Here is a 22,695-nt window from a genome sequence, read left to right as displayed (position 1 = left end):
TCTCCTGGCGTGGACTACGACGCGGAGGAAAATCCTTATCCGAAGACGAAACACGCCGCTATGAAACTGGTCTCAAGGAAGAACAACGCCTCATCGACGCCCTCGTCTCCTACGGACACTCCCTAACCAAAGCCCAGCAACTGCTTCGCGTCAGCCGCAGCCGGGTGTTCTACGCCCGTAAACCCCGCCCGACGAAGCCCAATCCCACCCCGCACACCGCCCGCAACATCCCCCGTCTGAGCGAGCAGCAAGTCGACGACATTCTGGCGCTGCTCGACGCCAACCCGTATTCAAGCGTCGACGACGTGTACTACAACGCCTACAACCACGGGTTATACATCGCCAGCTTGAGCAGCTTCTACCGCACCGCCCGCCAACACCAGCGCCTGCTTAAACAGCGCTCCCACACCCGCAGACGCAACAACACCAAACGCGGACGCACAACACCCCCACACGTCATCCGCCACGGCCCCGGGACAAGTGCTGTGCTGGGACATCACCTTCCTACCTGGACCATGCATCAGTCAGAACTACGCCTGCCTAACCGTGATCGACCTGTACTCGCGAGCCGTAGTAGGCACCAGCATCACCCCGCGCGAACAAACCCGCGCCGCAACCGAGCTGTTCACTCGCATCCTCAGCCAATACCCCGACGTGCACACCGTGCACTCCGACAACGGCCCCTCGATGACCAGCACCACCATCGCCGAGCTGTTTCACTCCCGCGGCATCACCCAATCCTTCAGCCGCCCCCACACCAGCAACGACAACCCCCACATGGAGTCTTTGTTTCACACCATGAAAGGAAGTCCCTACTACCCGCCAGTGTTCGCGTCCATCGACCACGCCACCAATTGGGTCAGCACCTTCACCACCAACTACAACAGCCGGCCAAACAGCGCGATCAACTACTACACCCCACAAAGCGTCCTCGACGGCACCTGGCGCACACTGCAAACCAGCCGCCACCACGCCATCCAGGATGCCCTAGAAGAAGGACGCATCCACACACCACCCAAAACCCCAACCGGACTGCCCAGAGAAGTCACCATCATCCGCACAACCACCACCACACACCCCAGCCCCCAACCACTAACCACCAACCCATAACAAAAACGGTTCACAACCACTTGACACAAAGCGGCTCGGATGACGACCTGCGGTTTTTAGACGCCCCCGGAACGAGTTCGTCAACTCGTTCCGGGGAGGCGGACTCAGCCAAGGTTCAGTCTGCCGATAGTCGTCGACATCCCCAATAACACTTCACTGTACGGACATCGAGCAGTCACCCTCAGTTCAACTTGCTTACATAGTCTCGTCAGGGCAACTTCAGCTTTTCGACGGCTCGTTCCCAGAGGTTATTTCCCGAGCGTCCGATATGAAGGGTCCTTAGATGAGGAATTGGAAGAGAGTGCTTAGTGCGCCACTTGCTGTGGCTCTTGCCGTCAACGTGATGGCAGCGCCTGCAATCGGTGCACCCGCCAGTCCGATCAAAATCAATGAAGTAGTCACGAACGGCGACGAGGTTAGCGACTGGGTAGAGCTGGTCAACACCTCTGGTGTCGACGTTGACATCTCAGGCTGGACGGCCATCGACGACGGCAAAAAGAGCGTCGCCATTACCTTCCCAACTGATACTTCCGTTCCTGCGGGTGGTTTTTACCGTTTCTACACGGAGAACGCCACCCCCGACGGAAGCAAGGGTTTCGGTTTGGGCGGCGCTGATTCGATGACAATCCGAAACACCGCTGGTGAAGAGATCGATAGCTTCAAGTGGTCGAAGCACCCGCGCATTCTCGATGATGTGAACACGTCGTGGAGCCGCATTCCGGACGGTGCCGAGGATCAATGGCGAGAGTGTCCGATTGTTTGTGTGCGGGGGCTTGGTTTACACGTAGTCCGCGAATCGGTCGGGGTATGCCACGGCTAGTTGGTTGATGGCTTGTTTCCACCCGGTGGCTTTCGCCCCTTCAATATAGCCGTTGCACTCAGTTGCCCGTTTCGCCTTCTTCGCACGCTGGGCGGCACGCTTGTCTTCGATGTTGCAGATCATCAACCACAGCGTCTTCAGCGCCGCAGTGTCGTTCGGGAACTGGCCCCGGTTGCGGGTGGCTTTCCGCAATTCCGCGTTGAGCGACTCGATGGAGTTCGTGGTGTAGAGCACCCGGCGGGCTGCCGGCGGGAACTGCAGAAACGGCACGAACCGATCCCACGCGTCGCGCCATACCTTCACCGACTGGGGGTAGCGCCGCCCAAGTTCAGATGCTTCGAACGCGTCTAGGGCGGCGCGCGCGGTGTCTTCGTTGGGTGCGGTGTAGACCTCCCGCAGTGCGCTGGAGACGGGTTTGCGGTCCTGGTAGGACACCCACCTGTTCGCCGCCCGAATCAGGTGCACGATACAGGTCTGCACCATGGAACTCGGCCAGGTTGCCTCCACCGCCTCGGGCAGGCCCTTGAGCCCGTCGCAGCAGACGATGAACACGTCCTGCACCCCACGGTTTGCAAGGTCAGCGCACACGGACGCCCAGAATGCGGCACCTTCGGTATCGGCGATCCACAAGCCCAGGATGTGTTTGATGCCGTCCATGTCCACACCGACGGCCATGTAGCAGGACTTGTTGACCACGCGGTGGCCGTCGCGGATCTTGACCCGCAACGCGTCGAGGAAGATCACCGGGTAGAACTCATCTAACTGGCGGTTCTGCCAGATCATCACCTCATCGAGCACCGCGTCGGTGATCGTGCTGATGGTATCCGGGCTCATATCCACACCCAGGGTGGTTGCAAGGTGATGCTGGATATCGCGCACGGTCATCCCACCCGCGTACAGGGAGATGATCATGTCATCGAGCTCGGTGAGCCGGCGAGCGCCCTTGGGCACCATCTGCGGCCGGAACGTGCCCGCCCGATCCCTGGGCACGGTCACTTCCAGCGGACCGTAGCCGGAATCCACGGTCTTGGTGTACGACCCATTGCGGTGGTTACCACCACCCCGGGCATCGACCTGGGCTTTGGCTTTGCGGTCGGAGTGCTCGTAGCCCAAATGAGCGTCCATCTCCGCCTGCAGGCCAGCGTTGATCGATGCTTGTAGAAGACCCTTCACCAGCTCGCTGGCGTCATCGGTGGAGGTGGAGAGCTCCCCGATGAGCTTAGCGAGCTCGGGGTTATTCATCAGCTTCTCGCTGATCGCGTTGACCCTCGACGGGTCATAGCCTTTCTTTGGTGACACCGTAGTCATTATCGGTGAAACTCCATTCAGATCAGAGCCTCACACACAAAACTCCTGACACCCTCTCAATGGCAGATCAGCCTCCGCCCGACACCGGAGAAGCCGAACGAGAAGCTCCGAGTGGTGATCAATGAGCTGGTGTCCAACGGTGAAACTACCGATTGGGTTGAATTAGCGAACCCTACAGATAGGGATGTCAAACTTGCCGGTTGGACGGCGAAGGATGATTCGAAGAAGAAGGGGCCGCTCACTCTTCCCGATGATGCTGTTATCCCTGCAGGTGGTTACTACGTTTTCGACACCGACGACGCGTTCGGGCTCGGCAATGGTGACGAGATCACCATCAAGGACGCGGACGGCAAAATTGTTGACTACTTCAGCTACGATGCGCACGCGAAAACACCGGAGGGCCAAGATACCTCCTGGGGTCGCATCCCCGATATGAACGGCACGTTCGTCGTAACGGGCACGAAGACCCGCGGTGCGGCTAACCAGCCTTACGAGCCAGCCCCAGACACAACGGAGCCCGCTAATGCCAACATCAAGATAAATGAGGTTGAGTCAAACGGCGATGAAAAGGGTGACTGGATTGAGCTCTTCAACACCGGAGACGAGGCCGTAGACGTCTCCGGTTGGCTGCTATTGGATGACAACGATTCGCACACCCCAGTTGTTATTCCAGATGGCACCCAACTGGCTCCGAAGAGCTTCCTGCGCGTCTACACCGAGGACCCAGAACTTCCAGCTGGTGTGAATGGGTTCGGGCTGGGAAGCGCGGACACCGCCCGCCTCTTCACACCTGGCGGCGAGCTGGTCGACGAGATCTCATGGTCCGCACACGCAACCGATACCCTGGGGCGTATCCCTGACGGCACCGGTGAATTCGTCGAGACAAAAGCGACGCCAGAGGCTGCAAATGAGGTGTATGAAGCGCCGGCACCGATCGACGCCGTTGCGTGGCCGAATGATCCCCTGGAGATTACGGATATCGACTTGGGTTCAGAATTCAACGTCGAAGACATGTCAGGCGTTGATTTTGACAGTGCGGGCCGAGCTTGGATTGTCAACAACAGTGTGGGCACCCTGTGGGCGTTGGATTTCGTCGAATCAAACAGCACTTACAAGGTGGCTGGTAGCTGGAAGCTGCGGTACCCGGATGGCACCGGTGATCCGGATGCAGAGGGCGTAACCATCGGCCATGACGGCGCGATCTACGTTGCTACTGAACGCGACAACGCTAACAAGAAGGTCTCCCGTCCATCGATTCTCCGCTTCGATGTTCCCGCTGCCGGTTCTAGCGGAGAGCTAGTAGCCACCGACGAATGGAAAGTCGCCAAGCACACCGGGCAGGTTTCTCCGAATGGAGGACTGGAAGCTATTTCCTACATCCCTAGTGTTGGCAAGAATATGTACGCCCTCGGAGTGGAGGACACCGGCGAGGTTCTCTTCGTCGAGCTGGGGGATAACGGGGACACAAAGTTGGTGCAGCGCTACAAGTCCCCGTTTGCTGGGGTCATGGCGCTGGACTACGACATGAAGGCTGGCGAACTGCGAGCATTGTGCGATCAGGTTTGTGACGGTCAGTCCATCCTTCTGAAGTTTGAAAACGGCAGTTGGGTTCCTGCGTCCGAAGTACAGGCTCGTCCTTCGAACATGACAACCAACTTTGCCAACGAGGGCTACGCAACGTTCACTAAAACGGGCGCCTGCGACGCCGGAACGCAAAGGGTTGCAACCCGCTATCTGTGGGCCGATGACGATCTGACTAATGGGACCGCTCTCCGGGCGGCTGTGAAAACCGTGGAAGAAGAGTGCGAGGTGGATTCCATACCGACCACCACTACAACCTCTGGCACGGAAACGTCTGCTGCTGCGACCAGCACGGTGACGGTCGCAGCGACGACGATCACCACAACCCCAGTCACCACGGTTACCAACCCGGATAAGACCGCTACGACCGAAGTGCCCACCATCACGGTGACCAAGCCGGGTGCGACGACGACGGTGACGCCGACGACGACAAAGGTTGACGGCACCGTGACCGCAACTGAGACCGCGGTAGCTACGATCGAGACCAAGCCGGGTGCGACGACGACGGTGACGCCGACGACGACAAAGGTTGACGGCACCGTGACCGCAACTGAGACCGCGGTAGCTACGACCGAGACCAAGCCGGGTGCGACGACGACGGTGACGCCGACGACGACAAAGGTTGACGGCACCGTGACCGCAACTGAGACCGCGGTAGCTACGACCGAGACCAAGCCGGGTGCGACGACGACGGTGACGCCGACGACGACAAAGGTTGACGGCACCGTGACCGCAACTGAGACCGCGGTAGCTACGACCGAGACCAAGCCGGGTGCGACGACGACTGAAACACCGGTTACAACGGTGACCAACCCGCAGCTCACTGTGACCGAGACAGCACCCACCTCTACGGTGCTCGTTCCTGGTGTAACTGCGACGCAGACCCCAGTGGTTACCACCACCGACAAGGAGATGACGGAGCACGTGACCGCGGGTGCGACCACTGTTACCTCGGCTGGCTCGACTGTTACCGCCGCAGCGACCACGGTGACTGAGCCCGGTGCCGTAACGACGGTGACTCCGACGCAGACCACTGCGAACCCTGCGCTCACCACGACGAAGACCGCCGGGGCGGTCATCGAGGAACTTCCAGGCGTGACGACGGTGATCACTCCGACCTCGGTGGTCAGGAACCCGGATGTCATTCTGACCGCAGCACCTACGACGATTGTTCTGCCTGGCACGACAATCATCACCACGCCGCGTGTCACGGTTTCCGGTGAGACCACCACGCAGACTGCTGGTGCTGGCACCGGCGGCAACACCGGAACTGGCAGCAACGGCGGCGAGGCAAGCACCACCCGCGCCGCGGGTGCGAACGCCCAAGCGCTGAATGCGCGCTGCGTTTCCACGCTGACCGGATGGGGAGTGACTGCCGCACTGCTGATTCCGGCCGCATTGCTGGCCCAGCTCGGCATCCCGATCGTCGCTAACCTGATAGCCCCGGTGAACGAGGTATTTGCCCAGTTCAATGCGGCCGCTCAGGCACAGCTCGGGTTCTTCAACCCGGCGCTTGCCGACCAGGCGGCGCGCCTGGGTGCGATTGCGGGGCAGGTCGGACCGCTGCTCGCCACAATGGCGCTCGGCATCACCGCCGTAGCAACGATCGCTGATAGCTGCGGCAACACAACTCAGACGACGGTCGCCACCACTGAGCGACTCATTGGGTTGTCTTCGCGTTAAGTGATGCGAACGGAAGCGGCGGGGCATGGTCCCCGCCGCTTCTTTGTTTCCTATTCCGGGGCATCTTCGTGCGTCCAACGGAGCGTGATTCCAGACACATCCGGCCTACCATTCATGCATACTCTCAGCAGAGCTATTTCAGCTTTTCTGCGCCACAATCCCAGGGCGTGCCTGGTGAACAACCGACATGGAGGGTTAAGGCATGAAGAATTGGAAGAAGGCCGTCGCTGCGCCAGCTACTGCGGTACTGCTGGTGGCCGGTACGGCTGTACCTGCAGCTGCCGTACCCGCGGAGCCGACTGGGGCCAATCAGGTCGTCGCAAGCAGTGATAACGCCGACATCGCGGCGTGGGCGGCGATTGATGGCGACGCGCAGAAGGATGCAGCCCAGCCCACTACTGGGTCCGGGACGGATGACCTGAGTAAGCGATGCACCAACACCCTCACCGGCTGGGGAATTGCCGGCGCGGTGCTGATTCCGATCGCAATCCTCAACCAGGTGGGCTTCCCGCCGGTGGCAACGGTATTCGGTGTGGCGCGGTACGTTATCCAGCAGGCAACTGCAGTTGTGCAGTTGAGGCTGGGCGATTCCAACCCGGCCCTTGCAGATTTCGCAGCGCTCTCGAGCCAGCAGGCCCCGCTGATCGCTGCACTTGCGCTCGGCGCTACCGCGGTGGCCACCACCGCGTCCGCATGCGCCAGGTAAGCGGTGCCGCAGCCCCCGCGCTACAGAACCGTCCTAATCCACTGCGCCGCGGGCCATCAGTGCTTCGCCGATCAGCTTGGCGCGCCGAACGGAGCGGATCACCAGCGGAATACCGAACGCGGTGATGGAGAATCCGGCGCCGCGGGCCTTGCGTGCCTCCAGCACCTCGTTGGCGGTTGCCAGCATCAATGGGATCAAGCGGATGGTCAGGGCAATGGTGAGGTTAATCAGCTCCACCGGTACGCCCACTTTCGCAAGGGGAGCGAGGTTCTTGTCCAGCGCGTCCAGCAGTTCCTCAACCGTGGTGGTGAGGGTGAGGAGGTTGGCTGCGGCGATCGTCGCCAAGAGCCCAATCAGCGTCGTCAGCGCGCCGGCGATGCCGTTCTGCCACAGCATGAAGGCACCCAGAAACACCAGGATGGGCAGCAACGGCACCAACTGGTTCCAGGCCACGCGCGGCGGAATCTTGGCCACCGCGTAGAGGAACATCACAAACGTCAGCGCGGCCATGGATTGCCATGGCAGGGACGGCCAGATGGTCACCCAGAGGATGAAGACCACCAAGAGCACGAACTTCAGGGTCGGGCCGGCGCGGTGGAGCACCGTGTCGCCCGGGACGTAAACGCCAAGCGGGAGTTCGCGGATCACGGCAGCCTCACGGCTTTCTGTCCATCAGGTCGACGTAGAACTCGATCGCGTCGGCGGGCGTGCCGTCGTAAACCAAGTGGGAATCGTCGATGCACAGCACCCGGTCGAAGTCGCGCAGCATGTCCAGGTCGTGCGTCACTACAATCACCTGCTGCTCCAACGCCATCAGCTCGCGAATGATGCGGCGGCGGTTGCGCAGGTCCAGCAGCGTGGTCGGCTCGTCGGCGATCACAGTGTCCGGCTCAATCACCAGCACGGATGCCAACGCGAGCATCTGCTTCTCGCCGCCGGAAAGCGTGTGGGGAGAGTTCTCGGCCAAGTCTTCAAGATCGAACCGCGCCAGCACCGCCGCCACGCGCTCTTGCACTTCGGCGCGGGGCAGCTTGAACCGACGCAGCGAAAACGCGACGTCGTCGGACACGCGGGGCATGACAATCTGGGATTCAGCGTCCGAAAATACGAACCCAACCCGCTTACGCACGTCCTTGCCGTCGGTGCGCGGGTCCAAGCCGTCGTAAAGCACGCGCCCCGTGGTGGGCTCGATGAGCCCGTTGATCATGCGCACGGTGGTGGACTTGCCGGAGCCGTTGGAGCCGATGATGCCGATGCGTTGCTCGGTGAGCGTTGCGGTGAGTGGAGCGAGGGTTTGCACGCCGTCGTAGGAGACGGATGCGCCCTCGAAATCGATCTGCGGCATTACGCGCGCGTGCTGGAGCGGCGCAGGTCCGGGAAGGCGGCGTGGACGGCCAAGGCGATGGCGATCATGAGGGCGATCTTGCCGGCATCCGGCAGCAGGAACGGCACCTGGGCGGCCCACGCGGCACCGAAGGTCATGTCCAGGCGCCACATCATGCCGAACACGCCGAAGAGGTACTGGAAGAACAGGGCGACGTAGCCGGCGACAATCAGGATGCCGATGGTGGCGCCGCGGTTGGTGCGGAACGGCGCGGTGTACGCAATCGCGCCGGCCACCCACGCGGAGACCAGGTAGCCCACCAGGTAGCCAACGGTCGGGCCGCCGATCGCAGCGATGGTGGTGCGACCGCCCGCGAGCACCGGCAGTGCAAGGCCGACGAGCAGGAAGATGGCGGCGGTGGCCAGGCCGCGGCGGCGGCCCAGCACCAGGCCGGCGAGGATCACGGCCGCGTTCTGCAGCACGATTGGCACGCCGGCGGCGCCGACCGGGATGGCCAGAAAGCCGAGGACGATGATGATGGCGGCAAAGACGGCGATGTACGCAATGTCTGTCGCGGTGGTGTTCTTGCTGGGGGTGTTGTTGCTGGGCGTGTTTGCGCCCGCAGGCTGCGCAGTTGTCATGCGTGGAAGCGTACCTGAACACTGTTCAATTGGCGTGCTTTAGGGTGCTCCTGAATGCGCCGCGTGGCCGTGTACGTTAGGTGCCATGCGTTTGACCGAGTTCCACCAGCTTGTCCGCGACGAGTTTGGCGCAGAGCGCGCCCAGTGGATCATCTCGTCCCAGGTCCTGCCGCCGAGCGACAAAACGGCGGAGGAGCTCATCGAAAGTGGTGTCGATCCGCGTCGCGTCTGGCAGGGGCTCTGCGACGCCTTCGACATCCCAGAGGAGCGACGGTTGGGCGTGGACCGCCCCGGCACGTAGCCCCGGGGCTTGCTTGCTTATCGACGTTCGGTTGCTAGGCGTGTTCCCCTTTGGTTCGAACATGCTTGCGTGTATTCTCGAACATGTTTGAGGCGGCCTCTAGCATGGGCGGCGAACAAAAATTTTCGGCCTGGATGGAACCTGACCGGCCCCGCCCAGCGTCTAATACATGGCGATTGTTCTAACGCAGCGTTTACAAACCACAGGAGAAACACATGGCTACCAAGAAGAAGACCACGGCCGCCACTGGCAATGACCGCCAGAATGCGCTCGATGCCGCTATGGCGATGATTGAGAAGGACTTTGGCAAGGGCGCGATCATGCGCTTGGGCGATGAGAAGCGTCCGCCGATCCAGTCCATCTCTTCCGGCAACACGGCGATTGACGTTGCGCTGGGCATCGGCGGCTGGCCGCGCGGCCGCATTGTGGAGATTTACGGTCCGGAATCCTCCGGTAAGACCACCGTGGCGCTCCACGCCATTGCACAGGCGCAGCGCGCAGGCGGTATCGCGGCGTTCATTGACGCAGAGCACGCCCTGGATCCGGATTACGCCAAGAAGCTGGGTGTGGACACGGACAACCTGCTGGTTTCCCAGCCGGATACGGGTGAGCAGGCGCTGGAAATCGCGGACATGTTGGTGCGCTCCGGCGCGATTGACATCATCGTGATCGACTCCGTGGCGGCGCTGACGCCGAAGGCGGAGATTGAGGGCGAGATGGGTGATTCCCACGTGGGCCTCCAGGCCCGCCTGATGTCCCAGGCGCTGCGCAAGATGACGGGTGCGCTCTACAACTCCGGCACCACCGCCATCTTTATTAACCAGCTGCGCGAGAAGATCGGCGTGATGTTCGGCTCGCCGGAAACCACCACTGGTGGTAAGGCGCTGAAGTTCTACGCCTCCGTGCGGTGCGACGTGCGCCGGATCCAGACGTTGAAAGACGGCCAGGATTCCATTGGCAACCGCACCCGCCTCAAGGTGGTGAAGAACAAGGTGTCTCCGCCGTTCAAGATCGCGGAGTTCGACATCATGTACGGCGAGGGCATCTCGCGCGAGAGCTCCATCATTGACATGGGTGTGGATAACGGCATTGTGAAGAAGTCCGGCTCGTGGTTCACCTACGAGGGCGAGCAGCTGGGTCAGGGCAAGGAGAAGGCCCGCCTGTTCCTCAAGGACAACCCGGAGCTGGCCGATGAGATCGAGGACAAGATCTTCCGCGCACTCGGCGTGGGCAAGTACGCCAACCAGGACGCGGCGGACGAGTTGAGCGATGATCCGGTGGACATGGTCCCCAACATCGGCTTCGACGATGACGAGGATGATGATGAGCTGCTGGGCGGCGGCAACTAGCCAGTAATGTCCCAGCCGGATCCGGAGAAAGTAGCCAAGCTCCAGCACGCCCTGGAGCGGTACCAGGAGCGCGCGGACGCGGGCGGGGGGACCGGGTTGTTCGACCGCTCGCACGAAGCGGCGCTCGCCCCCGTGCGCAAGCGCGCCCTCGGCTTGCTCGATCAACGCGCCCGCTCCCGCCACGAGCTGCGCGGCCGACTCATTGACGCGGAGTTCGCCCCAGAGCTGGTGGATGAGGTGCTGGACACGCTGGAGCAGTCTGGCCTGCTCGACGACCGAGTCTTCGCTACTGAGTGGGTCCGCCAACGCGCGGCCCGCCGGGGCAAATCAGCCCGCGCCCTGGACATGGAGCTGCGGGATAAGGGCGTTGCACCGGACGTGCGCGCGGAAGCCCTGGAGCAGATTTCCGAAGAGGATGAAGCCAGCCAAGCTCGCATCCTCGCCGAGAAGAAGGCCCGCGAAGTCAAGGTGCCGCCAGCCGATCGGTCAGAGTACGACAAGGCGCTGCGCCGCGTTGTAGGCGTACTGGCCCGCAGGGGGTACAACCCAGGGATGAGCATGCAGATCGCCCGCGAAGCACTAGACACCCGTATCGCGGAACTGGGGGAGGCCGCTGGCCCGAGTTGAGCGGGCTCGGCGCCTATGTAGCGAGCGCGACCGCGTTTTCCGCAGTTATGCCCCAGCTTGCTGGGCCGTTACACTACTTGACCGTGTCTACGGCGATAACCCCCTCCGCTTATCCGTCTGCAGCTGGCGCTGGAGCTGCTGACCCTGCTGCTGGCGTAGCTGGCCGCACCTACGAGGTGCGCACTTTCGGCTGCCAGATGAACGTCCACGATTCGGAGCGCCTGTCCGGCATGCTCGAAGACGCGGGCTACGTGGCAGCTCCGGCAGGGGAGACCCCGGACCTTGTGGTGTTCAACACCTGCGCGGTGCGCGACAACGCGGATCAGCGCCTCTACGGCACTCTCGGCCAGCTGAAGAACGTCAAGGATGCCCACCCCGGCATGCAGATCGCCGTGGGCGGCTGCCTAGCCCAGAAGGACAAGGACGCTGTGGTCAAGCGCGCGCCGTGGGTGGATGCGGTGTTTGGCACCCACAACCTCTCCGCGCTACCGGCGTTGCTGGACCGCGCCCGCGTCGAGGATGCCGCGCAGGTGGAGATCGCAGAAGCGCTGGAGGTCTTCCCGTCCGTGCTGCCCGCGAAGCGCGAGTCTTCCTACGCCGGTTGGGTCTCCGTGTCCGTGGGTTGCAATAACACCTGCACGTTCTGCATTGTGCCCTCGCTGCGCGGCAAGGAGGTTGACCGCCGCCCGGGCGACATTCTGGCCGAGGTTCAGGCGCTGGTGGATCAAGGCGTTTCCGAGATCACCCTGCTGGGCCAGAACGTCAACGCCTACGGCGTGCACTTTGCAGATCCTGACATGGAGCGCGACCGCTCCGCGTTCTCCAAGCTCCTCCGCGCGTGCGGTGACATCGAGGGGCTGAAGCGCGTGCGTTTCACCTCGCCGCACCCAGCGGAGTTCACCACCGACGTCATCGACGCCATGGCGGAGACCCCCAACGTCTGCCCGCAGCTGCACATGCCCCTGCAGTCCGGCTCGGACAAGGTGCTCAAAGACATGCGCCGCAGCTACCGCTCTAAGAAGTTCCTCGCCATCTTGGACGAGGTCCGGGAGAAACTTCCCAACGCCGCCATCACCACGGACATCATCGTGGGCTTCCCGGGCGAGACAGAAGAAGACTTCCAGGCCACCCTGGACGTGGTGGAGCGCGCGCGCTTCAGCTCCGCCTACACGTTCCAATACTCCCCGCGCCCCGGCACCCCGGCCGCAGAGATGGGGGACCAGGTGCCCAAGCACGTGGTGCAGGAACGCTTCGAGCGCTTGCTGGAGCTGCAGGAGCGTATCTCTGCCGAGGAGAACGCCAAGCTTGTGGGCACCGAAGTAGAGCTGCTCGTGCAGGACGGCGGCGGCAGGAAGAACGCGGACACGAAGCGCATGTCCGGCCGTGCCCGCGACGGCCGGCTGGTGCACTTCGCCGTCGAAGAGGCTCCGGAAGCCCCCGGCGCCATAGACCGTGAGATCCGCCCGGGCGACTACGTCCACGTCCGCGTCACCGATTCCGCACCGCACTACCTCATCGCGGATTCCGGCGTGCTTGCCCACCGCCGCACTAAGGCCGGTGACAACTCCGCAGCAGGCCAGGTTCCCACCACCGCACCCGTTGGTGTGGGCTTAGGCTTGCCGACGATCGGTCGACCCGGCGCCGTCCCCGCTCCCAACACCGACAGCTGCTGTTAAGGGAGGAAAGGATTTGAACCGACGCGTTTGAGACAGAACGTGATCCGCTTTTCTAAGCTTCGACTATGCCATCTTCAGTCAATCAGGAACTTCGGGAGTTTCTACCTGTTTTTCGTTCAAGTTTGGCTAACGTCGCAGCCGAAACTGCAACGGAGATTATCGAAACGTTAGATTCTTACAAGGAGATCGACGTTGCGAGCCTCCGTGAATCATGCGAGCGAAATATAGAGCAGGCCATCACGGCTCTCCGTAGTGGTGCGTCACCCAGCCCCGGAGAAATGCATATCGCTGAGGTGGTTGCCCAATCTAGATTCAACTCAGGACTCCCTGTTGAACAAATGATCCTCGGATACAGGGTGTCCCTGCAAAATATCCACAGCAAGTTTGTAGAGACCGGCAAATTGAGACTATCGGCTGAGGCGTTTGCAACCGGTTCAAAGATCCTCTGGCAGGTCGGTGACGCGTTTCTTGTTCGTTCCGTCGTTGCGTTTCAGGATCTCGAAAGTAACAAGCTGGAGTCTGAACTTGAGAAACGTGCTCGTGCAATGAGTGCTGTGCTAGCCGGGGAAGCTCCGCCAACGGCCCTTTCTCGACTCGGTCTCATCGAAAACGGTACTTACGCCGTGCTTCGCGTAGCCCTCTCCGAAGACCCCATGAGGATGCGTGGTGAAATCGAGCGCGGAGGATCGCTCCCGGGCATGCCAGCGGCAGTCGTAGCAGCAGGCCCCGATCTCGTAGCTGTGATCGCGGCAAAACCTGAAATCGATTTCGACTGTGTTGCGGCGATAGGGAGCTTCCAACCGCTTCAGAACATCAAAACTTCAGACTTGGAAGCACGCCACGTTTTAGAGGCATCGCGCAGACTTGGTAAGAAAGGCCTACACGACATTGCAAAGTTAAGCTGGAGACTGGCGGTATCTCAAGACAAGCTACTTGGGAGGTACTTCATGGATCGCTTCGTAGCTCCTCTTCAAAGTGATTCATGGGGACTCTTGAGAACCGTGACCGTTTGGATTGACAGTGGCTTTTCGTACTCTAAAGCTGCAGGAATGTTGTTTGTTCATGAGAATACAGTCCGCTATCGAGTAGATAAGTTCTGTCAAATGACGGGAATGGATCGAAACAGCTTCGACGACTGGGTTGGGGTCAAATGGGCGATTGAGCTGGTTATGTCCGAGGGGGAACAAGCATAAAAATGTAGAAATTCACAAAAACTCCATGCCAGTTTTTTTGATTGAGACCATAGTCACAATCTGGCCCGCTATGTAATGTGTGCATCACTCTTCTTCGGTGAAGGGTTAATTCATTCGATGTGTGCGGAAGGAGTTATGGTGAGTCAACCTAGTGCCACGACGCTTTCTGAAAGCACGAGAGCAGCACTTTTAGAGACTCTCGAAGACGGTATGACTATCGCTGTCGGGGGGTTCGGGACGTGCGGAGTTCCCCAGGACCTCTTGAAGATTGTGGGGGAATCCGGGGTTAAAGATCTATGTATCGTTTCCAATAATCTCGCTATCGATGGGGTCGGCCAAGGGCTACTTTTGGAGAATGAACAAATCTCCAAAGTAAAGGCAAGCTATATCGGCGAGAACCAATTGTTCATGCGTCGGTACCTGGCAGGAGAGATTGACCTGGAGTTTGTTCCACAAGGAACCCTCGCTGAGCGAATGCGCGCCGGAGGGGCCGGCATTGCTGCTTTCTTCACTCGAACTGGAGTCGGGACCATCCTTGCGGAGGGGAAGCCGACGCAGGAATTCGATGGGGAAACCTATGTTATGGAGAAAGCTATCAAGGCTGATATAGGTCTGGTGCGCGCCTTTATGGGGGATGAGATGGGGAACCTTCGCTACAGACTAACCGCCCGGAACTTCAATCACGTTGCAGCGATGAGCGGAGCCAAAACTTTTGCTGAGGTAGAAAACCTCGTTGAGTACGGGGAGATGGATCCCGACAGCATCCACACTCCCGGGGTCTATGTAAATCACGTAATGGTTGCGCAGACTCCGACCGTCATTGAAAAAGTGGTAAATCGCGAGGCGTAGAGGGGAGCGAGATTTATGTGGACCAGAAATCAAATGGCCGCAATTGCGGCGGAAGAAATCCAGGACGGTAACTACATCAATCTAGGTATCGGAGTTCCGATGTTGGTGCCTGGAAACTTGCCTTCCAACAAACGCGTCGTTTTTCACAGTGAGAATGGTTTGCTAGGAATCGGCCCATATCCTCTTACTGGTGAAGAGGATCCTGACCTCATTAACGCAGGCAAAGAAACGATCACCCTAGCAACTGGCGCGGCAACCTTCGATTCTGCGGAGTCTTTCGCGATGATCCGGGGTGGGAAACTGGATGCCACCTTCCTCGGAGCGTTGCAGGTAAGCCAATCTGGCGATCTTGCTAACTGGAATGTGCCAGGAAAAATGGTCAAAGGTATGGGCGGTGCGATGGATCTCGTAGCCGGGGCTAAGCGCGTGGTGATTCTGATGGACCATGTCGCGCGTGATGGTAGTCCGAAGATCCTGAAAGAATGCACCTTTCCACTTACCGGGGCGAGGGTGGTGGATCGAGTAATTACAAATCTTGGTGTCTTTGATTTTCGGGATGGCGGGATGGTGCTCCGGCGTCTCGCGCCTGGTGTAACCGAGGATGAGCTGCGGGAAACAACTGATGCAGAATTCATCATCGATTATGAATTGTTGCCGAACGGAGAAAGGGCCTAACTATGTCACGAAATGTGTATGTAAATGGAATCGGAGAAACCAAATTGGGGAAGTTCCCCGACCGATCCGTCCACGACCTCATCGAAGAAGCAGGAAATGCTGCAGTTGCAGATGCTGGTATCGAGCGGAGCTCGATTGAGGCGGTATTTGTAGGCAACTTCGCGGGCGGGCAGCTCTTTGATCAGGGTCATCTCGGGCCTCTTGTAGCGGAGACCCTCGGGATCGAAAATGTGCCAACCGTTAGGACGGAGGGTGCCTGCGCCTCGGGAGGACTTGCGTTTCACCAGGCAGTCACAGCAGTGAAAGCTGGCTTGTACGAGACAGTGCTTGTGGGTGGAGTTGAGCGAATGACACATCAGACGACACCAACTGTGACCAAAACACTTGCGTCGGCTATGGACATCCAACTGGAAGCTGCGACGGGCCTAACCTTTCCCGGGAGTTTTGCGTTAATTGCGAATCGTTACTTCTATGAGTATGGGGACGTAAGAAGAGAAATGGCAATGGTCTCCGTTAACTCGCACTTAAATGCGTCGAAGAATCCCCATGCCCAGATGCAGAAGCTCATTGACGAGGAAACCGTTCTGTCAGCTCCTCTTATCGCAGATCCAATTGGCCTCTACGACTGCTCCCTCATTACCGATGGCGCTGCGTTCCTCGTGGTTTCGTCTGTACCTTCTGGCTCCCACCGCCAAGTGGAAGTAGCTGGCATCGGCCATGGGGGTGATGCCCTCACGCTGCATGGAAAAAAATCGATCACAGAATTTGCTGCTACTAAGCGCGCGGCTGGCAAAGCCTACGAAATGGCGGGGATTACCGCAAAAGAGGTTGATCTCGCTGAGGTGCATGACTGCTTCTCAATTACGCAGATCATAAACATCGAGGATCTTGGTTTCGCCGCCAAAGGCCAGGGAGGAAAAGCGGTCCGAAACGGAGACATCACGTTAGAGGGTCGCATTCCAATCAACACGAGTGGTGGACTTAAGGCCAAAGGGCACCCAATTGGGGCAACCGGCATTTGTCAGATTGTCGAAATCGTGACTCAGCTGCGCGGGGAGGCGGGTGAACGTCAAATCAATGATCCCAACATCGGAATTACCCACAACCTTGGCGGCACCGCAGCTACCTGTGTTGTTTCGGTCTTCAAAGGAGAATAGTCGTGTCGGGAGTTTTGAAAACATTCACGATTATCCGCTCTGCTCCGCAGGGATTCGAGGAGAAGGCGCCATATTGTGTGGGCCTCGTTGAATTGGAAGGGAGCACTCGAACTGTATTAATCGAGGGGGTAGAAGATTCCTCGAGCCTCGAGATTGGAATGCCCATTGATGTTGTAGAGGGCCGGTACGTGATCGGCTTCGACAGCAGTGGAACCTCGAACGGAGGAGAAGAATGACGACTGCTGTCAATAATGGTAAGGCTCCGCAGCGACCGCCCTTCAGGGACCGGTACATTGCCTGGTTTGAAAAGTGGATGCCTGAATCGTTCGTCATTTGCTTGGCACTGACTATCATCGTTGCGATTCTGGCATTCTTTGCTACAGATACCCCAGTTTGGTCCACGGACCCTGACCAGGTTTCGCTGGTGTCAGCATGGGCAGGTTCATTCTGGAACTTGCTGGCGTTCACCATGCAAATGACGGTCCTTTTGGCATCAGGAAGTGCAGTAGCCTCCTCCCCGCCGGCCCAAAAGCTTCTCACCAAAATCGGTGGGATTCCCAAGACTCGCACTCAAGCGATCGTCCTAGGCTCCGCAGTCGCCGGAATGCTTGGTTTCATCCATTGGGGCCTAGGGATGATGGCTGCGATTGTCTTGGGTAAAGAAATTCTTGCCCAGTCCAAGCGCCGGGGGCTGAATATTCATCCGCCTGTCATGGTGGCCGTTCTATTCATGGCGTTCTTAACTTCGTCTTCCGGAATCTCTGGTGCAGCGGTACTCTACTCTGCTACGCCCAACTACCTTAGGGATCTTGTGCCCGAGGGGTACAAGGAGATGACCCCAGAAGCAGTTGGCTTGACGGACTCAATCCTGCGATGGGACTTCATTCTTCTTCTGATTGTTTGCCTCGCGGTAACGATGATTTTCGCTATCGTCATGCATCCGAAGGATGCTAGTAAGATTGGCGAAATTGACTCTTCGGTTCTCGAAGATTACGAAGCTGGTCAGCGCAACTTAACAGTCCCCCGTACAACGCCGGCTGAAAAGGCTAATGCGAGCCGATGGATCATGTACTTTATCGGCGGTGTCGGTTTGGCTTACAGTATTTACATTCTGTTTAGGGATGGCATAGGCGCGCTGAACCTAGATACGTTCAATTTCCTCTTCATCTCTCTCGGTATGGTTCTGTGCGCTAACTACGGGCCAGAATATTACGCCAACCTTATTCGCAAGGGAATCGATGGAACTTGGGGCTTCATTCTCCAATTCCCCTTCTATGCTGGCATTTTCGGCCTTATTAGTGCAACTGGCCTCGGTGTCGTACTGACTCATTTCTTCACCTCTATCTCCACACCGGTCACTTGGCCAATGATCGCTTTCCTATACTCCGCTTTACTCAACATTGCAGTTCCCTCCGGCGGTTCAAAGTTTGTGATCGAGGCACCGTACCTTATCCCAACCACCTTGGATCAGGGGGTCGACTTAGGTTTGGTATTGCAGGCATACCAAATGGGAGACGCGACAACTAACCTCCTCATCCCGTTCTTCGCCTTGCCTTACTTGGCGAACTTCAAAATGAAATTTGGCAATATCGTTGGCTACACAGTGCCGCCGGTGCTCGTGGTAATGGTCCTGACATGCATTTACCTCCTAGTGAAAGCGTCAGTCGGGGTGTAAGCAGTTCTATGAAGAGATAAGCAGGGACGCGGGATAGAGTGGGATTTGTGTCCGACACTTGCGAACTTGCGCCCACCCCCTCGACCCTTGCCGCTGACGAACGGCGGGCAGCCAACCAGCTTGCCAACGGCGCGTTTCGCTGGATCCTCCTGGCGTGCGCCGCGACTTTTGTCATCGCGCTGTTCCTACCGTTCGCGGCGGAAGTGTCCGGCTGGCAGTTCCTAGCGGTCAGCGACGCTTCCCGCGCGGTAGAGGGCAAGCTCACCGAGTACCTCTTCGTCTGGTTCGGTTTCATCGGCCTCGCCGTGATCACCACCATCGCCATGCTTACCAGGCGCTACCGCCTTGCCGTGCCGGGCTGGATGCTCACCGGCATTGCGATGGTCTTCGCCCTCTTGGCGATTTGGCTGCGCCGTTCCTCAACCACCTGGGAGCAGGGCCTCCACCACGGCCCCGGCATCTACCTCGCAATGTTCCCGGTGGTTGTCGCAGTGTTCGCCTACCTGCCCGCCATCTTCCGCCGCGCCGAGGAGCAGACGGCCATCGCGGAGCAGCGCGCCGCACTGCAGGGCACCGACGAGATCGCCGTCGCCCAGCGCGCAGCCACCGAGCGGGCGCAGGAGCACAACCCCCTGCTTATCGACGATCGCCGGCAGCGTGCCGCCGAACGCCACAAGTGCGCGGAGTAATAGTGCGGAATTGAACCTAGGATTACGGAGCAGCCACCCGAGTTTCACAAAAAGAAAGAGCTCTCGTAATAAATGGCAATCCTGAGTACGGTTTTGAGCACTGCGGCCGGCGGAATTATCTCACTTATTGTCTCTCTCCACTTCTATAGGAAAGCGAGCCGAGAAAGTCAGGACAGCTGGGAAGGCTGGTTCGAGGATTTTAAGAACAACCAAGCCCGGTGGCGCGTGTTTGAATATCAGAATGCTAGATACCTACAGAACAACGCATTCGGCCGCGAGTGGGATCTCAAACTATCCAGGGACACCCAGAAAGTAGCCCTAACGAATCTGTCTGGGTACGAGGCTAGAAATGTAGAACTCGCGGACCTTCGAAATCGGAGGTTAATTCGGGCGGACGTCTTTTCCGGAGTTTTTACCATTCCTGTTATCGCACCCTTCGAGACTATTGAGCTGCGTCTGGCAAAAAACATTTGCAGCGAACCTGGCTTTATCATCCAATGGGTCAACATGGCGGATTACGTTCCACTCCAGAGTTGCCGGTTGCGCACAACACGAGAGCTATATTTTAACCCTTTTGAACTGCTCCCCGAGTTTCAGGATCTTGTTGCGGAGCAGAGGGAGGACAAGGCCGAAACGCGAGTACCATTATCGATGCCACCAACAAAGCTCGACGAATCCTTTATACGAACACACCCCAACTGTGTCCGTGTGCCGTTTCCGAGTGATTTCGTAGACGTAGCAACCTATGAAGCATCACTAAATAAATGACTCCTTCTGCCACGCCGTGGTGGAGGACACCACCTCCGCCTCAAAGCGCGTGGTAATCGACTCCGCGGCCGGAGAGCCGGCCGGGTAAGACACGTACACGGTCTCCAGGTCTTCCCATACTTCGCGCGCCCGGGCGACTGTCTTGGCGACGAGCGTCGTGCCGACGCCTTTGCCGCGATACACCGGCAGCACATAAATGAGCCCGAGTTCGCAGACTGCGTCATCGTCGGAGGAGTAATGCACGGCCTCGCACAAGCCGACAATGGCGCCGGGATCCTCGGTGCGATCCCTGCCTCCCACCCGCGCGATGCCGGTGAGCTGCTGGCCGCCGCGGTCCATGAGCCTCGCGCCGGCATCAGTGATGCGCCGAAGATCCCATTCGATGGTCTCCAGCGCGAGTTCACCCCGTGGATAATCGCGCGATGCCGCGGTGAGGAGTGCGCTGAACTGCGCCGTGTCTCGCTCCCTGGCCTCCTCGCCTCCGGGGTACGTCGCCGAAGCGGTGATGGCGCCGGCGAAGCCGGGCCCCTCGACAACCGAGATTTCCATCCCAGCGCCAACAGCCACCGCCTCCGCCCTAAACACGGCCTGGTCCTCGCGGAAGGCGGCAGCGTACCCGTGCTCCGTAGCACCGGGTGGTTCCCAAGTCCCCGGGGTGTGGGTGACCCACAGTTGCCGGATGGGGCGGTTGAGGCGGGCGGAGAGATCGTCGATAAGCGTGAAAGCCCCGTGCCAGGGTGCGGCGGGAACCTCTTCGCCCGGGAGGGGAGCAATGGCCGCGTCAAGGGTGACGTTGGCTTCGATGACCCTGGTGTCCTCGAGGAGTGGCAGCGAGATGAAGACCCAGGCCTCGATGTCAAGCAAGTCCTCCTCCATCAGCTCCTGGTAGCCGAGTGGGCCGACGGGGCGCAGCGCGGTGCGCGATGACAGGCCGAAGAGCAGGGCCTCGGACTCGGCCGACCCCTCGAGGCGTTTCGCAATGTGGGAGGCGGTCACTCCCGAGGTGGCCAGCTGGGTGATGTCCTGGATGGCCAGGGTGGCGGAGAATGCGTAGGCCCCGACTACGGCCTCGGCGTCCGCAGCGTGGGCGGAACCGGAGGAGGCCGGTCGGGGCACAAAGTGCAGCGGGGTGAGCACTAGCGGTCGTTCGCCGCCTTCGCAGCGACGTCGGCGAACTCCTGCCACTGCTTCGCCTGCTCGCGCAGCTCAGCGGCCTGCTTGGCGTTGCCCTTGGCCTCTGCGGCATCGGCCTGCGCGGCAAGATCGTCGGCTTTTACCCGGAATTGGTTCACCTTGTCCTGGGCAGCCGGGTCGGACTTGCGCCAGCGGGAATCCTCCGCATCAGCGACGCGCTTTTCAATCTTGCCAATCTTGTCCTCGTACTCCCGGACCTGGCCGCGCGGCACGAAGCCGATCTCCTCCCACTTGTCCTGCAGCTCGCGGAGCTTGGACTTGGCGGCCTCGAGGCCCTTGGCGGGATCAATCAGCGCGTCGTACTCAGCCAGGAGCGCGTCCTTCGCTTCTGCGTTGGCCACGAACTCCTTGTCGCGTTCAGCGTTGACCGCGTTGCGTGCGTCGAAGAAGTGGTCCTGTGCAGCGCGGAACTTCTCCCACAGCTGGTCATCCACGTCGCGCGGGGCGCGGCCAGCGGCCTTCCACTCCTTCATCAGGTCGCGGAATGCGCGGGCGGTGTCGTTCCACTCGGTAGAGTCCTTCAACGCCTCGGCGCGGGCAACGAGGTCTTCCTTGGCCTTCTTTGCGGCTGCGCGGCCGCGGTCGAGCTCCGCAAAGTGGGAGCCGCGGCGGCGGTTGAAGCTATCGCGAGCGCGGGAGTAGCGCTTCCACAGGGCATCATCCGTCTTGCGGTCAATACCGCGGATGGTGCGCCACTCTTCCAGGATGTCGCGGATGCGGTCACCCGCGGCCTTCCAGTCGGTGGAGTTCTCCGCCAGATCCTCAGCCTCCGTAGCCAGGGCTTCCTTGCGGGCGATAGCCTCGGCGCGGCGGGCCGCCTTGGCCTCCTTCGCGCGCTCGCCTGCCTCCTCGGTCTCGGCGATCACTGCGTCGAGGCGCGCCTCGAGCGCATCGAAGTCGCCGATGGCGGCAACCTCCGGCAGAGACTCCTTCAGCGCCTGGGCATTGGTGCGCAGATTCGCCGCGTCCTCCGGGTGCGCCTTGAGGCGGGACTCGAAGAGCTCAACCTCCGTCACCAGGTCATCAAAACGCTGGCCGTAGTGGGCCAGGCCCTCTTCCGGGGTGCCCGCCTGCCAGGAGCCGATCTGGCGCTCCTCCCCGCCGCGGGTGAGGTACACCGTGCCGGTCTCATCGATGCGACCGAACTTGGACGGGTCCGAGGCCAGGGAGCCCGTGCCTGCCGGCTGCTTCGGCAGCGGGGACGGGGTGGACTGCTGCTGGTCGACAGAGTTCGGGCGCGCACCGGCAGCGGCGCCCGGGCGCGGTCCCGGCTTCGGGGTGCGGCCGGCCATCGCGGCAGGCGTGGGGCGAGCGGTACCCTCGCCCGGAGCGGACGTGGGCTGGTCTGGAGTCGTCATAGAGGCGGTCC

At 60.1% G+C, this 22,695-nt stretch carries 21 protein-coding genes and 1 pseudogene; 16 read left to right on the top strand and 6 right to left on the bottom strand.

Translation table 11 applies throughout. From position 1 onward, the window contains the following. Window positions 1-477: 477 nt before the first annotated feature. A pseudogene (locus JZY91_RS06585) lies at window positions 478-1,110 on the top strand (transposase); the annotation flags it as partial. Between the two features lie 283 nt (window positions 1,111-1,393). Further along, window positions 1,394-1,930 carry a lamin tail domain-containing protein gene (locus JZY91_RS06580; RefSeq protein WP_234947084.1) on the top strand — a complete coding sequence of 179 codons (537 nt, stop codon included), beginning with the start codon at window positions 1,394-1,396 and terminating at the stop codon, window positions 1,928-1,930. On the opposite strand, the gene JZY91_RS06575 is transcribed toward JZY91_RS06580, so the two are convergent. Continuing rightward, window positions 1,889-3,238, bottom strand: a complete 1,350-nt coding sequence (locus JZY91_RS06575) for an IS256 family transposase (RefSeq protein WP_234947083.1) — start codon at window positions 3,236-3,238, stop codon at window positions 1,889-1,891. The genes JZY91_RS06580 and JZY91_RS06575 overlap by 42 nt on opposite strands. Window positions 3,239-3,349: 111 nt before the next feature. On the opposite strand from JZY91_RS06575, the gene JZY91_RS06570 reads away from it, so the two are divergent. Both JZY91_RS06570 and JZY91_RS06565 read left to right on the top strand, forming a co-directional pair. Then, window positions 3,350-6,502 carry a lamin tail domain-containing protein gene (locus JZY91_RS06570; protein ID WP_234947082.1) on the top strand — a complete coding sequence of 1,051 codons (3,153 nt, stop codon included), beginning with the start codon at window positions 3,350-3,352 and terminating at the stop codon, window positions 6,500-6,502. A 202-nt stretch (window positions 6,503-6,704) separates the two neighbouring features. After that, the gene (locus tag JZY91_RS06565) at window positions 6,705-7,208 is read left to right on the top strand and encodes a hypothetical protein (protein ID WP_234947081.1); all 504 of its coding nucleotides are present in this window, start codon (window positions 6,705-6,707) and stop codon (window positions 7,206-7,208) included. Between the two features lie 33 nt (window positions 7,209-7,241). On the opposite strand, the gene JZY91_RS06560 is transcribed toward JZY91_RS06565, so the two are convergent. From JZY91_RS06560 to JZY91_RS06550, 3 genes are read right to left on the bottom strand one after another with little or no spacing between them, the layout of a single operon-like run. After that, entirely contained in the window at window positions 7,242-7,856 is a 615-nt protein-coding gene (locus JZY91_RS06560) for an energy-coupling factor transporter transmembrane protein EcfT (RefSeq protein WP_234947080.1), read from the bottom strand. A 7-nt stretch (window positions 7,857-7,863) separates the two neighbouring features. Further along, on the bottom strand, window positions 7,864-8,553 hold the full coding sequence (locus tag JZY91_RS06555) for an energy-coupling factor ABC transporter ATP-binding protein (protein ID WP_234947079.1): 690 nt from the start codon (window positions 8,551-8,553) through the stop codon (window positions 7,864-7,866). Next, window positions 8,553-9,173, bottom strand: coding sequence for a biotin transporter BioY (locus tag JZY91_RS06550; RefSeq protein ID WP_234947078.1), 621 nt, complete (start codon window positions 9,171-9,173; stop codon window positions 8,553-8,555). The genes JZY91_RS06555 and JZY91_RS06550 overlap by 1 nt, the downstream gene beginning before the upstream one ends. An 85-nt stretch (window positions 9,174-9,258) precedes the next feature. Between JZY91_RS06550 and JZY91_RS06545 the strand changes: the two genes are divergently transcribed. The 12 genes from JZY91_RS06545 to JZY91_RS06495 all read left to right on the top strand — a co-directional run bounded on the left by JZY91_RS06545 (window position 9,259) and on the right by JZY91_RS06495 (window position 20,132). After that, complete coding sequence (locus JZY91_RS06545; protein ID WP_234947077.1) at window positions 9,259-9,474, top strand: DUF3046 domain-containing protein; 216 nt, start codon at window positions 9,259-9,261, stop codon at window positions 9,472-9,474. 215 nt (window positions 9,475-9,689) lie between these two features. Then, window positions 9,690-10,823 (top strand): recombinase RecA, encoded by a 1,134-nt coding sequence (recA, locus tag JZY91_RS06540; protein WP_234947076.1) that lies wholly within the window; start codon window positions 9,690-9,692, stop codon window positions 10,821-10,823. Between the two features lie 6 nt (window positions 10,824-10,829). Continuing rightward, window positions 10,830-11,450 (top strand): recombination regulator RecX, encoded by a 621-nt coding sequence (gene recX, locus JZY91_RS06535; protein WP_234947075.1) that lies wholly within the window; start codon window positions 10,830-10,832, stop codon window positions 11,448-11,450. A gap of 176 nt (window positions 11,451-11,626) precedes the next feature. Beyond that, a complete protein-coding gene (miaB, locus tag JZY91_RS06530) occupies window positions 11,627-13,126 on the top strand; it encodes a tRNA (N6-isopentenyl adenosine(37)-C2)-methylthiotransferase MiaB (RefSeq protein WP_370639285.1) in 1,500 nt (499 codons plus the stop codon). Between the two features lie 65 nt (window positions 13,127-13,191). Further along, window positions 13,192-14,319 carry a CdaR family transcriptional regulator gene (locus JZY91_RS06525; protein WP_234947074.1) on the top strand — a complete coding sequence of 376 codons (1,128 nt, stop codon included), beginning with the start codon at window positions 13,192-13,194 and terminating at the stop codon, window positions 14,317-14,319. 138 nt (window positions 14,320-14,457) lie between these two features. Further along, window positions 14,458-15,168: a CoA transferase subunit A gene (locus JZY91_RS06520; RefSeq protein ID WP_370639203.1), complete on the top strand. Its 711-nt coding sequence runs from the start codon at window positions 14,458-14,460 to the stop codon at window positions 15,166-15,168. Window positions 15,169-15,183: 15 nt separating this feature from the next. Next, complete coding sequence (locus tag JZY91_RS06515) at window positions 15,184-15,843, top strand: CoA transferase subunit B (RefSeq protein ID WP_370639202.1); 660 nt, start codon at window positions 15,184-15,186, stop codon at window positions 15,841-15,843. 2 nt (window positions 15,844-15,845) lie between these two features. After that, a complete protein-coding gene (locus JZY91_RS06510) occupies window positions 15,846-17,000 on the top strand; it encodes a thiolase domain-containing protein (RefSeq protein WP_234947072.1) in 1,155 nt (384 codons plus the stop codon). 2 nt (window positions 17,001-17,002) lie between these two features. Continuing rightward, window positions 17,003-17,236, top strand: coding sequence for a Zn-ribbon domain-containing OB-fold protein (locus JZY91_RS11870; RefSeq protein ID WP_370639201.1), 234 nt, complete (start codon window positions 17,003-17,005; stop codon window positions 17,234-17,236). Beyond that, window positions 17,233-18,675, top strand: a complete 1,443-nt coding sequence (locus JZY91_RS06505; RefSeq protein WP_234947071.1) for a TIGR00366 family protein — start codon at window positions 17,233-17,235, stop codon at window positions 18,673-18,675. Before JZY91_RS11870 ends, JZY91_RS06505 begins: the two co-directional genes overlap by 4 nt. 47 nt (window positions 18,676-18,722) lie before the next feature. Then, window positions 18,723-19,364 (top strand): hypothetical protein, encoded by a 642-nt coding sequence (locus JZY91_RS06500; protein WP_234947070.1) that lies wholly within the window; start codon window positions 18,723-18,725, stop codon window positions 19,362-19,364. Between the two features lie 72 nt (window positions 19,365-19,436). After that, complete coding sequence (locus JZY91_RS06495) at window positions 19,437-20,132, top strand: hypothetical protein (protein WP_234947069.1); 696 nt, start codon at window positions 19,437-19,439, stop codon at window positions 20,130-20,132. On the opposite strand, the gene JZY91_RS06490 is transcribed toward JZY91_RS06495, so the two are convergent. Next, window positions 20,121-21,269, bottom strand: a complete 1,149-nt coding sequence (locus JZY91_RS06490; RefSeq protein ID WP_234947068.1) for a GNAT family N-acetyltransferase — start codon at window positions 21,267-21,269, stop codon at window positions 20,121-20,123. The genes JZY91_RS06495 and JZY91_RS06490 overlap by 12 nt on opposite strands. Further along, window positions 21,269-22,684, bottom strand: coding sequence for a DUF349 domain-containing protein (locus JZY91_RS06485; protein ID WP_370639200.1), 1,416 nt, complete (start codon window positions 22,682-22,684; stop codon window positions 21,269-21,271). Before JZY91_RS06485 ends, JZY91_RS06490 begins: the two co-directional genes overlap by 1 nt. Window positions 22,685-22,695 lie beyond the last annotated feature (11 nt).

Source organism: Corynebacterium sp. CNCTC7651 (genome assembly GCF_021496665.1).
Taxonomy (GTDB): domain Bacteria; phylum Actinomycetota; class Actinomycetes; order Mycobacteriales; family Mycobacteriaceae; genus Corynebacterium.
This window is presented reverse-complemented; position numbering and strand designations above follow the sequence as displayed.

Bases quoted from the DNA above. Each gene is read 5' to 3' on its own strand.
- JZY91_RS06580 (WP_234947084.1), top strand. From the start codon at position 1,394: ATGAGGAATTGGAAGAGAGTGCTTAGTGCGCCACTTGCTGTGGCTCTT.
- JZY91_RS06575 (WP_234947083.1), bottom strand. From the start codon at position 3,238: ATGACTACGGTGTCACCAAAGAAAGGCTATGACCCGTCGAGGGTCAAC.
- JZY91_RS06565 (WP_234947081.1), top strand. From the start codon at position 6,705: ATGAAGAATTGGAAGAAGGCCGTCGCTGCGCCAGCTACTGCGGTACTG.
- JZY91_RS06555 (WP_234947079.1), bottom strand. From the start codon at position 8,553: ATGCCGCAGATCGATTTCGAGGGCGCATCCGTCTCCTACGACGGCGTG.
- JZY91_RS06550 (WP_234947078.1), bottom strand. From the start codon at position 9,173: ATGACAACTGCGCAGCCTGCGGGCGCAAACACGCCCAGCAACAACACC.
- JZY91_RS06545 (WP_234947077.1), top strand. From the start codon at position 9,259: ATGCGTTTGACCGAGTTCCACCAGCTTGTCCGCGACGAGTTTGGCGCA.
- recA (WP_234947076.1), top strand. From the start codon at position 9,690: ATGGCTACCAAGAAGAAGACCACGGCCGCCACTGGCAATGACCGCCAG.
- recX (WP_234947075.1), top strand. From the start codon at position 10,830: ATGTCCCAGCCGGATCCGGAGAAAGTAGCCAAGCTCCAGCACGCCCTG.
- JZY91_RS06525 (WP_234947074.1), top strand. From the start codon at position 13,192: ATGCCATCTTCAGTCAATCAGGAACTTCGGGAGTTTCTACCTGTTTTT.
- JZY91_RS06515 (WP_370639202.1), top strand. From the start codon at position 15,184: ATGTGGACCAGAAATCAAATGGCCGCAATTGCGGCGGAAGAAATCCAG.
- JZY91_RS06510 (WP_234947072.1), top strand. From the start codon at position 15,846: ATGTCACGAAATGTGTATGTAAATGGAATCGGAGAAACCAAATTGGGG.
- JZY91_RS06505 (WP_234947071.1), top strand. From the start codon at position 17,233: ATGACGACTGCTGTCAATAATGGTAAGGCTCCGCAGCGACCGCCCTTC.
- JZY91_RS06495 (WP_234947069.1), top strand. From the start codon at position 19,437: ATGGCAATCCTGAGTACGGTTTTGAGCACTGCGGCCGGCGGAATTATC.
- JZY91_RS06485 (WP_370639200.1), bottom strand. From the start codon at position 22,684: ATGACGACTCCAGACCAGCCCACGTCCGCTCCGGGCGAGGGTACCGCT.